This is a genomic window from Streptomyces sp. LaBMicrA B280 (genome assembly GCF_049222185.1).
Lineage (GTDB): Bacteria > Actinomycetota > Actinomycetes > Streptomycetales > Streptomycetaceae > Streptomyces > Streptomyces murinus.
In genome coordinates this window covers 258,054-271,530 of the sequence record NZ_JBMJCT010000044.1, presented here as the reverse complement: position 1 = coordinate 271,530, position 13,477 = coordinate 258,054, and the positions used below count along the sequence as shown (strand labels likewise).

Annotated in this window: 14 protein-coding genes and 1 pseudogene; 11 read left to right on the top strand and 4 right to left on the bottom strand. The window is 73.4% G+C overall.

What is annotated here, in order from left to right:
- Positions 1–16 precede the first annotated feature (16 nt).
- A pseudogene (locus ACLF5H_RS29565) lies at positions 17–2,841 on the top strand (LuxR C-terminal-related transcriptional regulator).
- Between the two features lie 112 nt (positions 2,842–2,953).
- A complete protein-coding gene (locus ACLF5H_RS29560; RefSeq protein ID WP_085563090.1) occupies positions 2,954–3,151 on the top strand; it encodes a hypothetical protein in 198 nt (65 codons plus the stop codon).
- Between the two features lie 14 nt (positions 3,152–3,165).
- Here the strand turns inward: ACLF5H_RS29560 and ACLF5H_RS29555 are convergent, their stop codons facing one another.
- Positions 3,166–3,732, bottom strand: a complete 567-nt coding sequence (locus tag ACLF5H_RS29555; RefSeq protein ID WP_421679043.1) for an ion channel — start codon at positions 3,730–3,732, stop codon at positions 3,166–3,168.
- Between the two features lie 432 nt (positions 3,733–4,164).
- On the opposite strand from ACLF5H_RS29555, the gene ACLF5H_RS29550 reads away from it, so the two are divergent.
- Together ACLF5H_RS29550 and ACLF5H_RS29545 are read left to right on the top strand one after the other, a co-directional pair.
- Positions 4,165–4,680 (top strand): SHOCT domain-containing protein, encoded by a 516-nt coding sequence (locus tag ACLF5H_RS29550; RefSeq protein ID WP_421679042.1) that lies wholly within the window; start codon positions 4,165–4,167, stop codon positions 4,678–4,680.
- A 49-nt stretch (positions 4,681–4,729) separates the two neighbouring features.
- Positions 4,730–5,212 (top strand): DUF7144 family membrane protein, encoded by a 483-nt coding sequence (locus ACLF5H_RS29545; RefSeq protein ID WP_421679041.1) that lies wholly within the window; start codon positions 4,730–4,732, stop codon positions 5,210–5,212.
- Between the two features lie 176 nt (positions 5,213–5,388).
- Here ACLF5H_RS29545 and ACLF5H_RS29540 read toward each other — a convergent pair whose 3' ends face one another.
- Complete coding sequence (locus ACLF5H_RS29540; protein ID WP_421679040.1) at positions 5,389–6,486, bottom strand: NAD(+)/NADH kinase; 1,098 nt, start codon at positions 6,484–6,486, stop codon at positions 5,389–5,391.
- 254 nt (positions 6,487–6,740) lie between these two features.
- Here ACLF5H_RS29540 and ACLF5H_RS29535 point away from each other — a divergent pair, with 254 nt between their 5' ends.
- The 3 genes from ACLF5H_RS29535 (at position 6,741) to ACLF5H_RS29525 (ending at position 10,039) form a co-directional block, all read left to right on the top strand.
- Entirely contained in the window at positions 6,741–8,255 is a 1,515-nt protein-coding gene (locus tag ACLF5H_RS29535; protein ID WP_421679039.1) for a purine-cytosine permease family protein, read from the top strand.
- Positions 8,256–8,440: 185 nt separating this feature from the next.
- Positions 8,441–8,839 carry an SseB family protein gene (locus ACLF5H_RS29530; protein ID WP_037655818.1) on the top strand — a complete coding sequence of 133 codons (399 nt, stop codon included), beginning with the start codon at positions 8,441–8,443 and terminating at the stop codon, positions 8,837–8,839.
- Positions 8,840–8,941: 102 nt separating this feature from the next.
- Positions 8,942–10,039 carry a hypothetical protein gene (locus tag ACLF5H_RS29525; protein ID WP_421679038.1) on the top strand — a complete coding sequence of 366 codons (1,098 nt, stop codon included), beginning with the start codon at positions 8,942–8,944 and terminating at the stop codon, positions 10,037–10,039.
- Here the strand turns inward: ACLF5H_RS29525 and ACLF5H_RS29520 are convergent.
- Both ACLF5H_RS29520 and ACLF5H_RS29515 read right to left on the bottom strand, forming a co-directional pair.
- Positions 10,036–10,467 (bottom strand): MarR family winged helix-turn-helix transcriptional regulator, encoded by a 432-nt coding sequence (locus tag ACLF5H_RS29520; RefSeq protein WP_421679037.1) that lies wholly within the window; start codon positions 10,465–10,467, stop codon positions 10,036–10,038. The two genes, ACLF5H_RS29525 and ACLF5H_RS29520, sit on opposite strands and share 4 nt — an antisense overlap.
- Positions 10,468–10,510: 43 nt before the next feature.
- Positions 10,511–10,867, bottom strand: coding sequence for a VOC family protein (locus ACLF5H_RS29515; RefSeq protein WP_421679036.1), 357 nt, complete (start codon positions 10,865–10,867; stop codon positions 10,511–10,513).
- Between the two features lie 301 nt (positions 10,868–11,168).
- Between ACLF5H_RS29515 and crcB (ACLF5H_RS29510) the strand changes: the two genes are divergently transcribed.
- The 4 genes from crcB (ACLF5H_RS29510) to ACLF5H_RS29495 all read left to right on the top strand — a co-directional run bounded on the left by crcB (ACLF5H_RS29510) (position 11,169) and on the right by ACLF5H_RS29495 (position 13,299).
- Positions 11,169–11,633, top strand: coding sequence for a fluoride efflux transporter CrcB (gene crcB / locus ACLF5H_RS29510; protein WP_421679035.1), 465 nt, complete (start codon positions 11,169–11,171; stop codon positions 11,631–11,633).
- Complete coding sequence (locus tag ACLF5H_RS29505; protein WP_421679034.1) at positions 11,630–12,016, top strand: DUF190 domain-containing protein; 387 nt, start codon at positions 11,630–11,632, stop codon at positions 12,014–12,016. The genes crcB (ACLF5H_RS29510) and ACLF5H_RS29505 overlap by 4 nt, the downstream gene beginning before the upstream one ends.
- A complete protein-coding gene (gene crcB, locus ACLF5H_RS29500; RefSeq protein WP_421679033.1) occupies positions 12,013–12,381 on the top strand; it encodes a fluoride efflux transporter CrcB in 369 nt (122 codons plus the stop codon). Before ACLF5H_RS29505 ends, crcB (ACLF5H_RS29500) begins: the two co-directional genes overlap by 4 nt.
- Positions 12,382–12,462: 81 nt before the next feature.
- Positions 12,463–13,299 carry an undecaprenyl-diphosphate phosphatase gene (locus ACLF5H_RS29495; RefSeq protein WP_361669894.1) on the top strand — a complete coding sequence of 279 codons (837 nt, stop codon included), beginning with the start codon at positions 12,463–12,465 and terminating at the stop codon, positions 13,297–13,299.
- Positions 13,300–13,477 lie beyond the last annotated feature (178 nt).

Sequence of the window (13,477 nt, the reverse complement as noted above, 5' to 3'; positions counted from 1 at the left end):
GATGGTGGTGACCACCATGGGCGTGCCGGACGAGACCGGAGCGGACCCCTACGGGCCCGCCGATCCCTGTGGGGATCCGTTCCTGCGGACACGGTTCGCGATCCCCACCCTCCCGGTGACCTATCTGCGCCGCGACCGGCTGCTCGGACATCTGGACCTGGCCCCGCGCACCCCGCTGACCGTGGTCGGCGGAGCGGCGGGGGCGGGCAAGACGCTGCTGGTCGCCGACTGGGCCGCGACCCGGCGCACCCCGGTCGCCTGGCTCACCGCGCAGATGGCCGACAAGGGCCGCGGCACCTTCTGGGCCTACCTCCTCCAGGCCCTGCGGCTGGCCGGGGTGACCCTCTCCGCCGAGGTGGGCCTGCCTGCCGAGGCGGGCCGCGTGGACGATGCGCTGCTCACCCGGCTCGCGGCCGAACTCAGCGCCCGCGAGGCACCGGTGACCGCGGTCATCGACGAGTACGACCGCGTCACCGACCCGGAGATCGCCGACCAGCTGGAGTTCGTGCTCCGGCACGCGGACACCGGCGTACGCCTGGTCCTCGTCACCCGCACCGAGCCGCTGCTGCCGCTGCACCGCTACCGGGCGGCCGACGCCGTCACCGAGATCCGCAACGACGAACTGGCCTTCACCCCCGAGGAGGCCTTCGACCTGCTGGCCCTGCACGGCATGCGGCTGCCGCCCGACGAGATCGGGGCGCTGCTGGCCCGCACCCGGGGCTGGGCCGCGGGGCTGCGGCTCAGCGCCCTGGCCGCGCAGGGGGAGCGCGACCCGCGGTCGTATCTGAAGGAGTTCGAGGCCGACCGCACCACCATCGGCGACTATCTGATCGCCGAGGTGCTGCGGCGGCAGCGCGCCGAGACCCAGGACCTGCTGCTGCGGATCAGCGTCCTCGACCGGTTCTGCCCCGCCCTCGCCGACGCGCTCACCGGGCGCGCCGACGCCGAGCTGATCCTCACCGCGCTGCACCGCGAGAACGCCTTCGTGGAGGACCTCGGGCACTCCTGGTTCCGGCTGCACCCGCTGTTCCGGGAGATCCTGCGCGCCCATCTGCGGGCCCGCCACCCCGGTCTGGAGACCGAGCTGCACCGCCGGGCGGCGGCCTGGCTGCGGCGCCACGGACCGCTCGGCGAGACCCTGGAGCACGCCGCCGCGGCGGGCGACTGGGCGGCCGCCGCCGGTGCCCTCGTCGGCGACCTCGCCCTCGGTGAACTGCTCACCGGACCGCGCGCCGAGCCCCTGGCCGCGCTCTTCGCCGCCATGGGCCCCGAGCCGTGGACCCCGGCCACCGACCTCGTCCGCGCCGCCCGCGCGCTCTCCCTCGGCGACCTCGACCGGGGCCTGCCGTCCCTGGAACGGGCCACGCGGGAGCTGGAAGCCGCCCCGAACCGGCCGCCCCGGGGACCGGACGGGCCCGCCCACGAGCGGCACCAGGTGCGGCACCGGGGGCAGCCCGACCCGGCCGAGGTGGCCGCCGCCCGGCTCGGCTGCGCCCTTCTGCACGTCCTCGCCGCCCGGCTGACCGGTTCCCCCGCGCGCGCCGAGGCCGCCGCCCGCCGCGCCGAGGAGCTGAAGCAGGAGGTCCCCGGCCGGCTCCTGGACCGGCACCCCGAGCTGACCGCCCTGCTGCGCGCCCACCTCGGCGCGGCCCGTCTGTGGGCCGGACGGTTCGCGGAGGCGCGCGCGGCCCTGACCGCGGTGACGGACCACGGCCGTACGACACCGACGGCATCGGCACAGGTGCGGGCCCCGGAACCGGCGCCCCCGGTCAGGACGCGGACCCCGGCGGCACCGGGGCGCCCCTCGACGGCCCAGGTCCGCGAGGAGTGCCTCGCCCATCTCGCCCTGCTCGACCACCTCGACGGCCGCCCCGGCCGCGCCGAACGCAAGGCCCTCGCCGCGCTCGCCGCCGCCGACCACACGGACCCCGCCACGTTCCCCGGGGTCGGCCCGGCCCCCCTCGTGCTGGCCGCCGTCGCGACGGACCGCGACGAACTCTCCCCTCCCCACCCCCCCTGGACGCGCCGCCCGACGCGGCCGACGCCCGGCCCCCGGCGCGCGACCCGGTGGCCCGGGCGCTGCACGCCCTGGTCACCGCGCGCCTGCTGCTCGCCCGGGGGGACACGGAGGGCGCTCTGGAGGCGGCCGACCGGACCGTCCTCGCCGAGGAGCCGTCCCCCTGGGCAGAGGCGCACGCGGCGCTGGTGGCCGCGGGTGCCCATCTCGCCGACGGACGGCCCGAGTTGGCCGTCAAGCTGCTGACGGAACTGCCCGGCGAGGACCCGCTGTGCCTGGTGGGCGCGGCACAGGCGGAGCTGGCGGCGGGCCGCCCGGCGCACGCCCAGGATCTGCTCGACCGGATGGGCCCGCAGGACGCCCCCGGCCCCCTGATCGCCGTACGGTCGGCCCTGGTCGAGGCGGAGCTCGCCGGGGCCGGGGGCGACCGGGAGGCCCGGCGGCGGCTCGTTTCGCGGGCGCTGCGCGAGGCCCGGCGGGACCGGCTGCGCCGCCCCTTCAAGGAGGCGGGCCCCTGGCTGCGGCCACTGCTCGCCACCCCGGCGCTGCGCCCGCTCGCCGAGGGCTGGCTGCTGCCCGGCGCCGGTTCCCCGGACGGCACCGCGGCCGTGCCCGAACCGCCGCCGATGGTCGAGGAGTTGAGCGCCCGGGAACGTGATGTGCTGGTCCGGCTCGCCGAGATGATGTCCACCGAGGAGATCGCCGCCGACCTCTTCGTGTCCGTCAACACGGTCAAGACCCACCTCAAGAGCGCCTACCGCAAGCTGGGCGTGAACCGCCGGCACGACGCCGTGCACCGCGCCCGCGAAATGGGCCTGCTGTGACCGCGCGGGCCCACATCACCTGCGACGGGTGAGGCCCGGCGCCGGAGCGGGGCGCAGGATCGCAGGAAGAGGGCCGGGTACGCCCGTCCGCGGCACGCGGGGAAGGCACCTCATGCGCTACGAGATTCGCGTCGACGGCGAGCTGACGGAGACGCTGGCCAAGGCGTTCCCCGAGCTGGACCACGTGGTGGTGTCCGGCCACACCATCCTGTTCGGCCGCGTCCTGGACGAGACGCATCTGTACGGCCTGCTCGCCCGCTGCCAGTCCCTCGGCCTGCGCGTCCTGGAGATGCGCCAGGCCCCGCAGTGAGAACCCTGAACCCCCTAGGGCTCCCGCCCCTTGCGGCGCAGCCCCGCGTTCACCGCCGCCGCGAGCAGCCGTACGGCCACACCCACCAGCAGCAGTCCGCCCGCCATCTGGCACATCACCGTCACCCGGCCCGCCTCCGAGCGCGCGGTGATGTCGCCGTAGCCCACGGTGGTGAACGTGGTCAGCGTGAAGTACAGGGCGTCGGTCCTGGTCAGCGGCTCGGAGAAGGAACCGGGGGCGTCGTGTTCGATGATGTGGTAGACGCTGGCGAAGACGACCAGGTACAGGCCCACCGTGGCGACCAGCGCCTCCACCGCCTTCAGCCGGGGGTACGGCGCGTTCATGATCAGCCAGGCCTCCCAGCCGAAGACCAGCGCGACCGCGAGCAGCCCGCACAGCAGCAGAAGGGCCGTCGCCAGGGTGGTGCGGGCGTCCAGCGGCACCAGATAGTAGGCGACGATCAGGGCGGTCAGGATGGCCACCGTCCGTGCGAAGGACGCGGCCGCGGCCCGGCGTTCCGACCCGCTGTACAGGGAGCGCCGGGCGTCCTTCGACCGGGCGCGCCTCGCTGGATCGGTCATCGCGTGCCTCTTCCGCCGCTCACGGGCAGGCGGGCCCGCCTGCGCCCGCTACCCACCTCAGCGCCCCGGCCCCCGTACGGGATCACCCGCCAGGGGTGATCCCGTACGGGCCGTCAGGGGCGACGCTGTCCTGGTGAGGTCCCCGCACAAGGCCCCGCCGGCCGGCCGGGAGCGGCCTCGGGCACGGGACGGAGGAGCCATGACCTCCCTCGCGCGACCCGGGTCCGTACGGCCCCCGCGGCCCGTCCCCGGACCGGAGCACGATCCCGGCGGGGCCGCACCTCGGCGACGACCGCGCACCGAAGCCCCCCGGGCCCCGGAGCCGGCCGCCGTTCACCCGCGCAGGGTGAAGCGTCCTTCTCCCGCCGAAGCGCAGCCTGAGAACGGTGGACGACCGACTACCGGGCGCGGACCCGGGACGGAGGGAGCGACATGAGCGTCCCGACCTACCTCGCGTACGACTATCCGGCGCTGAGCGTCTTCTGGTCCATGCTGGTGTTCTTCCTGTGGATCATGTGGTTCGTGCTGCTCTTCCGGGTGGTCATGGACATCTTCCGCGACGACTCCCTGGGCGGCGTGGCCAAGGCCGCCTGGCTGGTGTGCGTCGTCGTACTGCCGTTCCTCGGCGTCTTCGTCTATCTGATCGCCCGCGGCAAGGGCATGGGCCGCCGCGAGGTGGAGCAGGCCCGCGCCCAGCAGCGCGCGTTCGACAGCTATGTCCGCGAGACCGCACGGGGCGGCACCTCCAGCGCCGACGAACTCACCCGGCTGTCCGAGATGAAGGCCCGCGGTGACATCACGGAGGACGAGTTCCGCAAGGCGAAGGACATGGTGTTCGCCGCCCACGGACCGTCCACGGGCCCATCGGCGGGCGCGTCCGGAGGCACGGGGCCGGAATCCACCGGATCCGGCCGCTCGGGATCCGTCTCCTCCCCCTCCCCGCACTGAACCGCCCCGCACCGACCTACCGCACACCGGAGAGAATCGAGGTGGCACGATGACCGCACCCCACGCACACCACAACACCGGCCCCGGCAGCGGCCCTGGTGCCGGCACCGGCGCCGGCACCACGCGCGAGCCCACCACCAAGGACCTGTGGGCCACCGGGCTGACCGCGTTCGCCGCGGTGATGCTGCTGCTCACCGGCGTCCTGGACATCTTCCGCGGCATCATGGGGATCGCCCGGGACGACGTCTTCCTCGCCACCCGCAGCTATGTCTTCCAGTTCAGCCTCACCGGCTGGGGCTGGGTGCACCTCGTCCTGGGTGCCGTGGCCGTCATCGTCGGCCTGGGACTCATGAAGGTGTCGACCTGGGCGCGGGCGGCCGGTGTGGTGATCGCCGCGCTGATCATCATCGCCAACTTCCTGTCCCTGCCGTACTACCCGGTCTGGTCGATCGTGATGATCGCCCTCGCCGCGTTCACCATCTGGGCGCTGTGCGTGGTGCGCAAGGAAGGCAACCAGGGCCTGTTCGACTGAACCGCGCGCGCCGTACAGTCGGCGCCGTGGTGGAACACCCCGGCCTGCGGTGGGACGGCGTGACCCTCCGGGCGACGCTCGCGCCCCGGTTCGCGAAGCAACGCGACCGGCTCGCGGACGCCGCCCGCGAGCGTGTCCGGCGGACCGTCTCCGAGGCCGAGCGGCGCGCGCCCGGGTCACTCCGGCGGGGGCGCGCCTCCAGGAGGGGGCTCGGCGGTGACATCCGGTGCGCCAGGCAGCGCCAGATGGGCGAGGTCGGCCGGGCGTGGCGAGGTCACCGGCCACAGCGGGGCGGCGCGGCCGTCGGCGAGCGCGGCCGGGGCGTCGGTGAGGTTCATGCGCTCACGCAGCCGGCCGTAGAAGTCCATCGGACCCAGCCGTACCGCCTTCAGCCGCCGGGGCGCCGCGTACACGCCGATCCAGTCGCCGGGACCCAGCACCCCGCGCAGCTGGCCGTCGATGCTGACCGCGGCCCGGCCCGAGCGTTCCAGCACCCGCAGGGCGACGGGCTCGTCCGGGGCGGCCACGACCGAGCGGTTGAACACCATGTGCGGGGCCACCGGGGTGAAGACCAGCGCCTCCGCGCGCGGGGAGACCACCGGGCCCCCGGCGGCGAAGCTGTAGGCCGTGGAACCCGTGGGCGTGGCGACCAGCAGCGCGTCCGCCGAGTAGCAGGCGAGCAGCCGGCCCGCCAGATACACCGCCACCGACACCTGCCGGTCCCGGGCCAGCTTCTCCAGGACGACGTCGTTGAGCGCGGTGACGTTCAGCGCGACACCCCAGTCGCCGCCCGCCGCGCAGTCCACCCGCACCCGGGGCGGCGGCAGCATCGGCCCGCGGCCGTACCGCATCAGCGCCTCCATCTGCGCGGGCACCTCAAGGCGGCACGATGCCCGCATGGTGAGCAGCATCCGGCTCTCCACGGTGATCCGCTCCTCGCGCACGGCGTCCAGCGCCGCCCGTACGGCGGGGGCCGGCACCTCGGTCAGGAAGCCGACCCGCCCGAGGTCCACGCCGAGCACCAGGGCGTCGTTCTCCGCGGCGAGCCGGGCGCCGCGCAGGAAGGTGCCGTCGCCGCCGAGGGTGACGATCAGGTCCGGGTCGCCCGCCGCGTCGACCTCCGCGCGGGCGCTGTGCCGGGCGCCCTCCTGCCACACGTCGATGTCGGTGCACTCCACCGCGTGCTCCGCGCACCAGTCGCGCACCGCCCCCGCGGCCGCCCGCGCCTCGGCGCGCCCGCCGTGCACGACCAGGCCGACACGGTTCACCGTCATACCCGCACCACCCGCCTGAGAGCCGGCCTCTGCCGAGCGCCATCCTCGCCGGGGACGGCACGGGGCCCGCGCACGCCACGCCGCCGGGGCGGCGGCGCGCCTACCTCATCCGTCGAACCAGAGCCGCGCCGAGGAGAGTCCCGGGCAGGACGTCGAGGAGGGCCGCGGCCGACGAGAGATCCCGAGTGCCTTGCGTTGCGGCCCCCGCGGTGCCGACCTAGCGTGATCTCGACACGTCAGACAGGTAGGCCGTGATGACGCATCCGCACGACCCCCTCGGCATCACCGACAACAGAGCCGCCGCCCGCCCGATCCAGCTGGAGACGCACGGGCTCGACGTGATCGGGGACGCGGACCGCAGGGGTACCCCGCGCATGCTGTTCTGGCCCTGGTTCGGGGCGAACGTCTCCGTGCTCGGGCTCAGCTACGGCGCCTTCGCGTTCGGCTTCGGCATCTCCTTCTGGCAGGCGCTCGTCGCGGGCACCATCGGCATCGTCGTCTCGTTCCTGCTGTGCGGCTTCGTCTCGGTCGCCGGGAAGCGCGGCTCGGCGCCCACCATGGTGCTCAGCCGCGCCGCCTACGGGGTGCGCGGCAACCGGCTGCCGTCGGTGGTCTCCTGGATGCTCACCGTCGGCTGGGAGACCGCCCTCATCTCGCTCGCCACCCTGGCCACCGCGACCGTCTTCACCAGCCTCGGCTGGGGCGGCGGCACCGAGACCAAGGTGGTCGCCCTCATGGTGGTGGCCGCGCTGACCGTCGTCGCCGGTGTCATCGGCTTCGACCTGATCATGCGGCTCCAGACCGTCATCACCGTGATCACCGGCGTGCTCACCCTCGTCTACGTCGGCCTCGTCGCCCACCAGGTCGACTGGGACGCCGTCAAGGCGGTGCCGGGCGGTTCCGCGCAGCAGGTGATCGGCGCGCTGGTGTTCATGATGGCGGGCTTCGGCCTCGGCTGGATCAACGCCGCCGCCGACTACTCCCGCTATCTGCCCCGCGACTCCTCCAGCCGGGGCGTGATCGGCTGGACCACCTTCGGCGGCTCGCTCGCGCCGGTGCTGCTGCTGGTCTTCGGCGTGCTGCTGGCCGGGTCCTCGCCGCAGCTGAGCCGGTCCATCGCCGACGACCCGATCGGTGCCCTGACCACGATCCTGCCCACCTGGTTCCTGGTGCCGTTCGCCGTGGTCGCCGTGCTCAGCCTGGTCGGCGGCGCCGTCCTCGACATCTACTCCTCCGGCCTCGCCCTGCTCTCCGCCGGGCTGCGCGTGCCCCGCTATCTGGCCGCGCTCTGGGACGGCTGCCTGATGATCGCCGGGTCGATCTACATCGTGTTCTTCGCCGGTGGCTTCCTCGGCCAGTTCATGGGGTTCCTCACCACGCTCGGCGTCCCCATCGCCGCCTGGTCCGGCGTCATGCTGGCCGACCTCGCGCTGCGCCGCCGCAACTACGACGACGGCGACCTGTTCCGCCCGCACGGCCGCTACGGCGACGTCCCGCTGGTGCCCCCGCTGCTCACCCTCGCCGCCACGGCCGTCGGCTGGGGCCTGGTCACCAACACCGCCGCGCACTGGCTGGGCTGGCAGGGCTACCTCCTCGGACCGCTGGGCCTCGGCGGCCGCACCGGCGCGTGGGCGTACGCCAACCTGGGCGTCGTGGTCGCCCTCGCCCTCTCCTTCCTCGGCACCCTGCTGCTCGGCCGGCGCCGGGTGCGCGCCCAGGAGGCCCTGGCCCCGAGCCCGGCACCGGGCGAGGAGGTCCTTCGGGCCTGAGCACCGCCTCGCACCCCGTGCGCCCGGGCCCCCTGTTTCGTACGCATGTCCGAGTCGGGGTCCCGCTCCGCGCCTCTTCCGGTTCGCACGCATGCCCCGGGTCCGCACCGGGTACGCGAGGCGGGAGCCCGCCCGGGCAGTCCGTCCGGGTGGCCCGTACGACCACCGCTACCAGGGGATCTGCCATGGAGACACCCGCACACGACGCCCTTCCGACGCCGGCCCAGCAGGCGCTGGACGACCTGGTCGCCAACGCCGAGGACCAGAGGGCCCTGGACACCCTCGCCCACAGCGACGTGCTCGTCCCCGTGCCGGACGACGCGATCGACGGCGAGGGCGCCGACGCCACGACGGTGGCCCTGCCCATCCTGGAACAGCCCGGGGGAGACCCGGTCGTCCCCGTCTTCACCACGGAGAACGAGATGGCCGAACTGCTGCCCTTCGTCTCCCGCTACCGCCTCATCCCGCTGGGCGCGCTAGCCTCGCAGTGGCCCGACGAGGAGATCTCCCTGGCGATAGACGGCAGCTCGGAGCACGCGCTCACGCTGACGTCCCAGGGGGTGCGGACTCTGCTGGCCCGCTGAGGGCGCCCCCGAGGGGCGCGGGGACGCGCGCGACAGGCCACCACGCACCGGCGGTCGCGCCCGAAGTCGATCACCATCCCCCGCGGGCGCCAAAATACCCTCATGGAATACATCGCCGGCACGGCGGGCGCCCTGCTGCTCCTCGCCGTGCTGAGCAGCATCCTGCGCACCCTCGTCGTCCCGAGGGGCCTCTACTCCACGCTGGTCTTCCGCCTGTGGTGGCTGCTGCGCAGACTCCTCAGGCTGACCACAACCGGCGGTGACTACGAGGCCATCGACCGCGCCCAGACCTGGCTGGCGCCCCTCATGCTGATCGGCATGCTCGCCAGCTGGCTCATCGGCGCCCTGCTCGGCTTCGGCCTGCTGCTGTTCGCGCTGTCCTCACTGACCTGGACGACCGCGTTCCGCGAGGCCGGATCCAGCCTGTTCACCCTCGGCTTCGCCAGCGGCGCCCGGTGGAAGCTGTCGATCCTCGACTTCTTCGCGGCGGCCACGGGACCGGTCCTGATCGCGCTCCAGATCGCCTACCTGCCCACGCTCTACGCCGCCTACAACCGCCGCGAGGTCGAGGTCACCCTCCTCCAGGCGCGGGCGGGCGAGCCCTCCTGGGGCCCGGAGATCCTGGCCCGGCAGTGGCTGGTCGACACCGAGACCGCGCTGCCGGAGCTGTACCGGGCCTGGGAGCGGCTGGCCTCGGACATGGGCGAGAGCCACTCCACCTACCCGGTGCTGCTGACGTTCCGCTCCCCGCGCCCGTACCGCAGCTGGCTGGTGGGGCTGGTCGCCGTGATGGACGCGGCGGCGCTCCAGCTCGCCCTGGACCCGAAGTCCGCGCCGCCGGAGGCCCGCCTGGTGCTGCGGGCCGGGTTCAGCGCCCTGCGCGACATCGCCCGCGCGGTCCGTGCCCCCTTCGAGGAGGACCCCGCGCCGAGCGCGCCCATCCGGCTCACCTACGCCGAGTTCGACGCGGCCGTGGCGATGCTGGACTCGACCGGCTTCCGCGCCGAGCGCACCTCCGAGGAGGCATGGCCCCACTTCCGTGGCTGGCGGGTCAACTACGAGGCCGTCGCCTATGAACTGTGCCGCCGCTGCGACGCCGTACCGTCCCTGTGGACCGGCCCCCGCGACTTCCCGACGACCCCGATCCCGCCGCGCCGCCCGGTGGACCGGCGCCCGGACGACCCGCCGGAGACCGTCTAGGGCTTTTCTCCCGGGTCCGGTCGGGGCCGCTCGCCCTCCGGCTCGGCCAACATCCGCCCGAGGACGGCCCGTTGCACCGGCAGCACCTCGGTGTGCAGGCCCCGGCCCTTGGTGGTGAGGGCGACCCAGACACCCCGGCGGTCCTCGGCGCACACCGAGCGTTCCACCAGGCCGTCCTTCTCCAGCCGGCCGATCAGCCGGGACAGGGCGCTCTGGCTGAGATGCACCCGCCCGACCAGGTTCTGCACCCGGCAGTGGTCGCCGTCGCGGGGGGACTCGGCGGCCAGGAGGTCCAGCACCTCGAAGTCGCTGGCGCCCAGCCCGTAGGGGTGCAGCGCACGGTCGATCTCGCACATCGTGCGCGCGTGCACGGCGAGGATGTCCCGCCAGCGTTCCTCGAGCCGGGCATCGGCGGTTTTCACTGCCATACCGGCACGGTAGCACCGATCCAGCCACTCGTTGAGAGTGCAACTACTTTTCGGTGACGGGATCCTGGAGCAGCCCCACCATGTTGCCGTCCGCGTCCTTCACGGAGGCCACGAGCCGGCCGTTGCCGACGTCCCGGGCGTCCTGGACGATCTCCGCGCCCGCCGCCACCAGTGCCGCCAGCCGCTCCCGCAGATCGGTGACGTGCCAGAACGGCACCGGTCCGGTCAGGCCCTGCGCGTGCCCGTTCGGGTCGAGGCCGACGTCCTGGCCCCCGGCCTTGAACCCGATGTAGTAGGGCTCGTCGGCGTACGGCTCGACGCCCAGCAGCGCGCCGAACAGGGCCTTGGCCCGCTCCGGGTCCTTGACGGGGTAGATGATCGTCTGCACACCGGCGGTCATATGACTCACTCCTTGCGGGTCAAAGGGTCAAAGGGTCAAAGGGTCAAGGGGGCAAAGGGTCCGAAGAGCCAACGGGTCGAAGGGCCGGGGTATGAGGCCCGACGGGAACCCCTTCGGTGCTCCCACGCTAGGCCGGGGGAGCCCCTCACGGCTTCTCGAATCCTGACCGGTTCGGCTCCCCGCGGGTGAACCCCTCGGCGGACGGAACACACCATGGCCGGGGCGCGGCCGATCCGGCGGTAATGTGGTGCGCGGCCATGATCACCCACCGGGGGTCGGCCGAGCAGGAGACGCAAGAACGATGACCACCCCCGAAGCCGACACCCTTCGCGCCCGCCGCACACCGCGCCGGCGGACGCGGTGGCGTGCCCAGGGCCCCGTCGTCGCGGTGGTCGCGGTCGGCGGCGCCCTCGGTGCCTGCGGCCGCTACGGACTCGGCCTCGCCTGGCCCGCCGCGCCCGACAGCTTCCCCTGGGCGACCTTCTGGATCAACGTCATCGGCTGTGCCGTGATGGGCGTGTTCATGGTGTTCATCACCGAGGTCTGGGCCGCCCACCGCCTCGTCCGCCCCTTCTTCGGCACCGGTGTCCTCGGCGGCTTCACCACCTTCTCCACCTACGCCGTCGACATCCGCCGCCTCGTCGAGGCCGGCCGTCCCGGCGTCGGCCTCGTCTATCTGGTGGCGACGCCCTGCGCGGCCCTCACCGCGGTGTGGCTCGCCTCCACCATCGGCCGCCGGATGCTGACCTGGAGGGAACGGGCATGACCTCGCTCACCGGCCGCGCGCTGCGGTTGACCGTGTACATCGGCGAGGACGACACCTGGCACCACAAGCCGCTCTACAGCGAGATCGTGCACCGCGCGCACGCCGCCGGGCTCGCGGGCGCCAGCGTCTTCCGGGGTATCGAGGGCTACGGCGCCTCCTCCCGCATCCACACCTCCCGACTGCTCTCGCTCGGCGAGGACCTGCCGGTCGCGGTGGTCGTCGTGGACACCGACGAGCGCGTCCGGGCCTTCCTGCCCCAGCTGGACGAACTGGTCCGCGAGGGCCTGGTCACACTGGACGAGTGCGAGGTCGTACGGTACGTCGGCCGGGCGCCCGCGCCGGACCCCGCTGCGGCCGGGCCGGAAGGTGAGGAACCGTTGTGAACTGGCTGCTCGTCGTGGCCGGAGCCGTGGTCGGCGCGCCCGCGCGCTACCTCACCGACCGCGCCGTGCAGTCCCGGCACGACTCGGTCTTCCCCTGGGGCACCTTGGTGGTGAACGCCGTCGGCAGCCTGATCCTCGGGCTCGTCACCGGCGCCGTCGCCACCGGGACCGCGGGGCCCCCTCTGCAACTCCTGCTCGGTACCGGGCTGTGCGGGGCGCTGACCACGTACTCGACCTTCTCCTACGAGACCCTGCGGCTGACCGAGGCCGGCTCGGGCCTCTACGCTTCGGTGAACGTCGTCGTCGGCATGGCGACCGGGCTGGCCGCGGCCTTCGCCGGGTACTGGCTCGCCGGCGCTGTGTAGACCCGGGCGCTTGGCACCCCGCCAGGCGCAGCAAGTACTGTCTACAACACTGTCGACCTACTCTCCTCAGAACTGGATCCCATGAGCGCCATCTCTGTCGGTCAGGCCGTCGTCCTCGGAGTCGTCGAGGGGGTGACCGAGTTCCTCCCCGTGTCCTCCACCGGCCACCTCAAGATCGCCGAGGGGCTCATGAACATCCCCGTCGACGACAAGTCCGTCGTCGGGTTCTCCGCCGTCATCCAGGTCGGCGCCATCGCCGCCGTGCTCGTGTACTTCTTCAAGGACATCAAGCGGATCGTTTCCGCCTGGTTCCGCGGTCTGACCAACCGCGAGGAGCGCTACCACCACGACTACAAGTTCGCCTGGTGGGTGATCGCCGCGACGATCCCGATCGTCCTGGTGGGCCTTGCCGCGAAGCCGCTGATCGACGGGCCGCTGGCCTCGCTGTGGGTGGTGGCCGGTTCGCTGATCGTCGGCTCCGGTGTGATGTGGTGCGCGGACCAGATGGGCCGCCACAAGCGCGGTGAGGACGACACGTCCTTCAAGGACGCGATGTGGGTGGGCTGCTCCCAGATCCTCGCCCTGCTCTTCCCCGGCTTCTCCCGCTCCGGCGCCACCATGTCCACCGCGCTCATCCTGGACCTGGACCGCGTCGCCGCGACCCGCCTCTCCTTCTTCCTCGGCATCCCCGCGCTGACCGGCGCCGGAATCTACGAGCTGAAGGACGCCCTGGGCGCGGGCGTGGGCGCCGCCCCGCTGGCCGTCGGCACCCTCGTCTCCTTCATCGTGGCCTACGCCTCGATCGCCTGGCTGCTGAAGTTCGTCGCCAAGCACTCCTTCAACGCCTTCGTGATCTACCGCATCATCATCGGGCTGGGCCTGATCGGCCTGCTCACCACCGGTGCGCTCAACGCCTGAGCCCTGACCTCCAGGCCACCCCACGGGGTGCGGCGGCCCGAATGCGGGCGCCGCACCCCGTGGGCGTTTCCCGGCGCCTCCAGCGGCCCGGCCGAGGGTCCGAACCGGCCGCCTTGACAGAGCGGGCGGGCAGCGCGCAGGATCGGCCCGTGAACCTGTCAGACAGCCAGACAGGTGG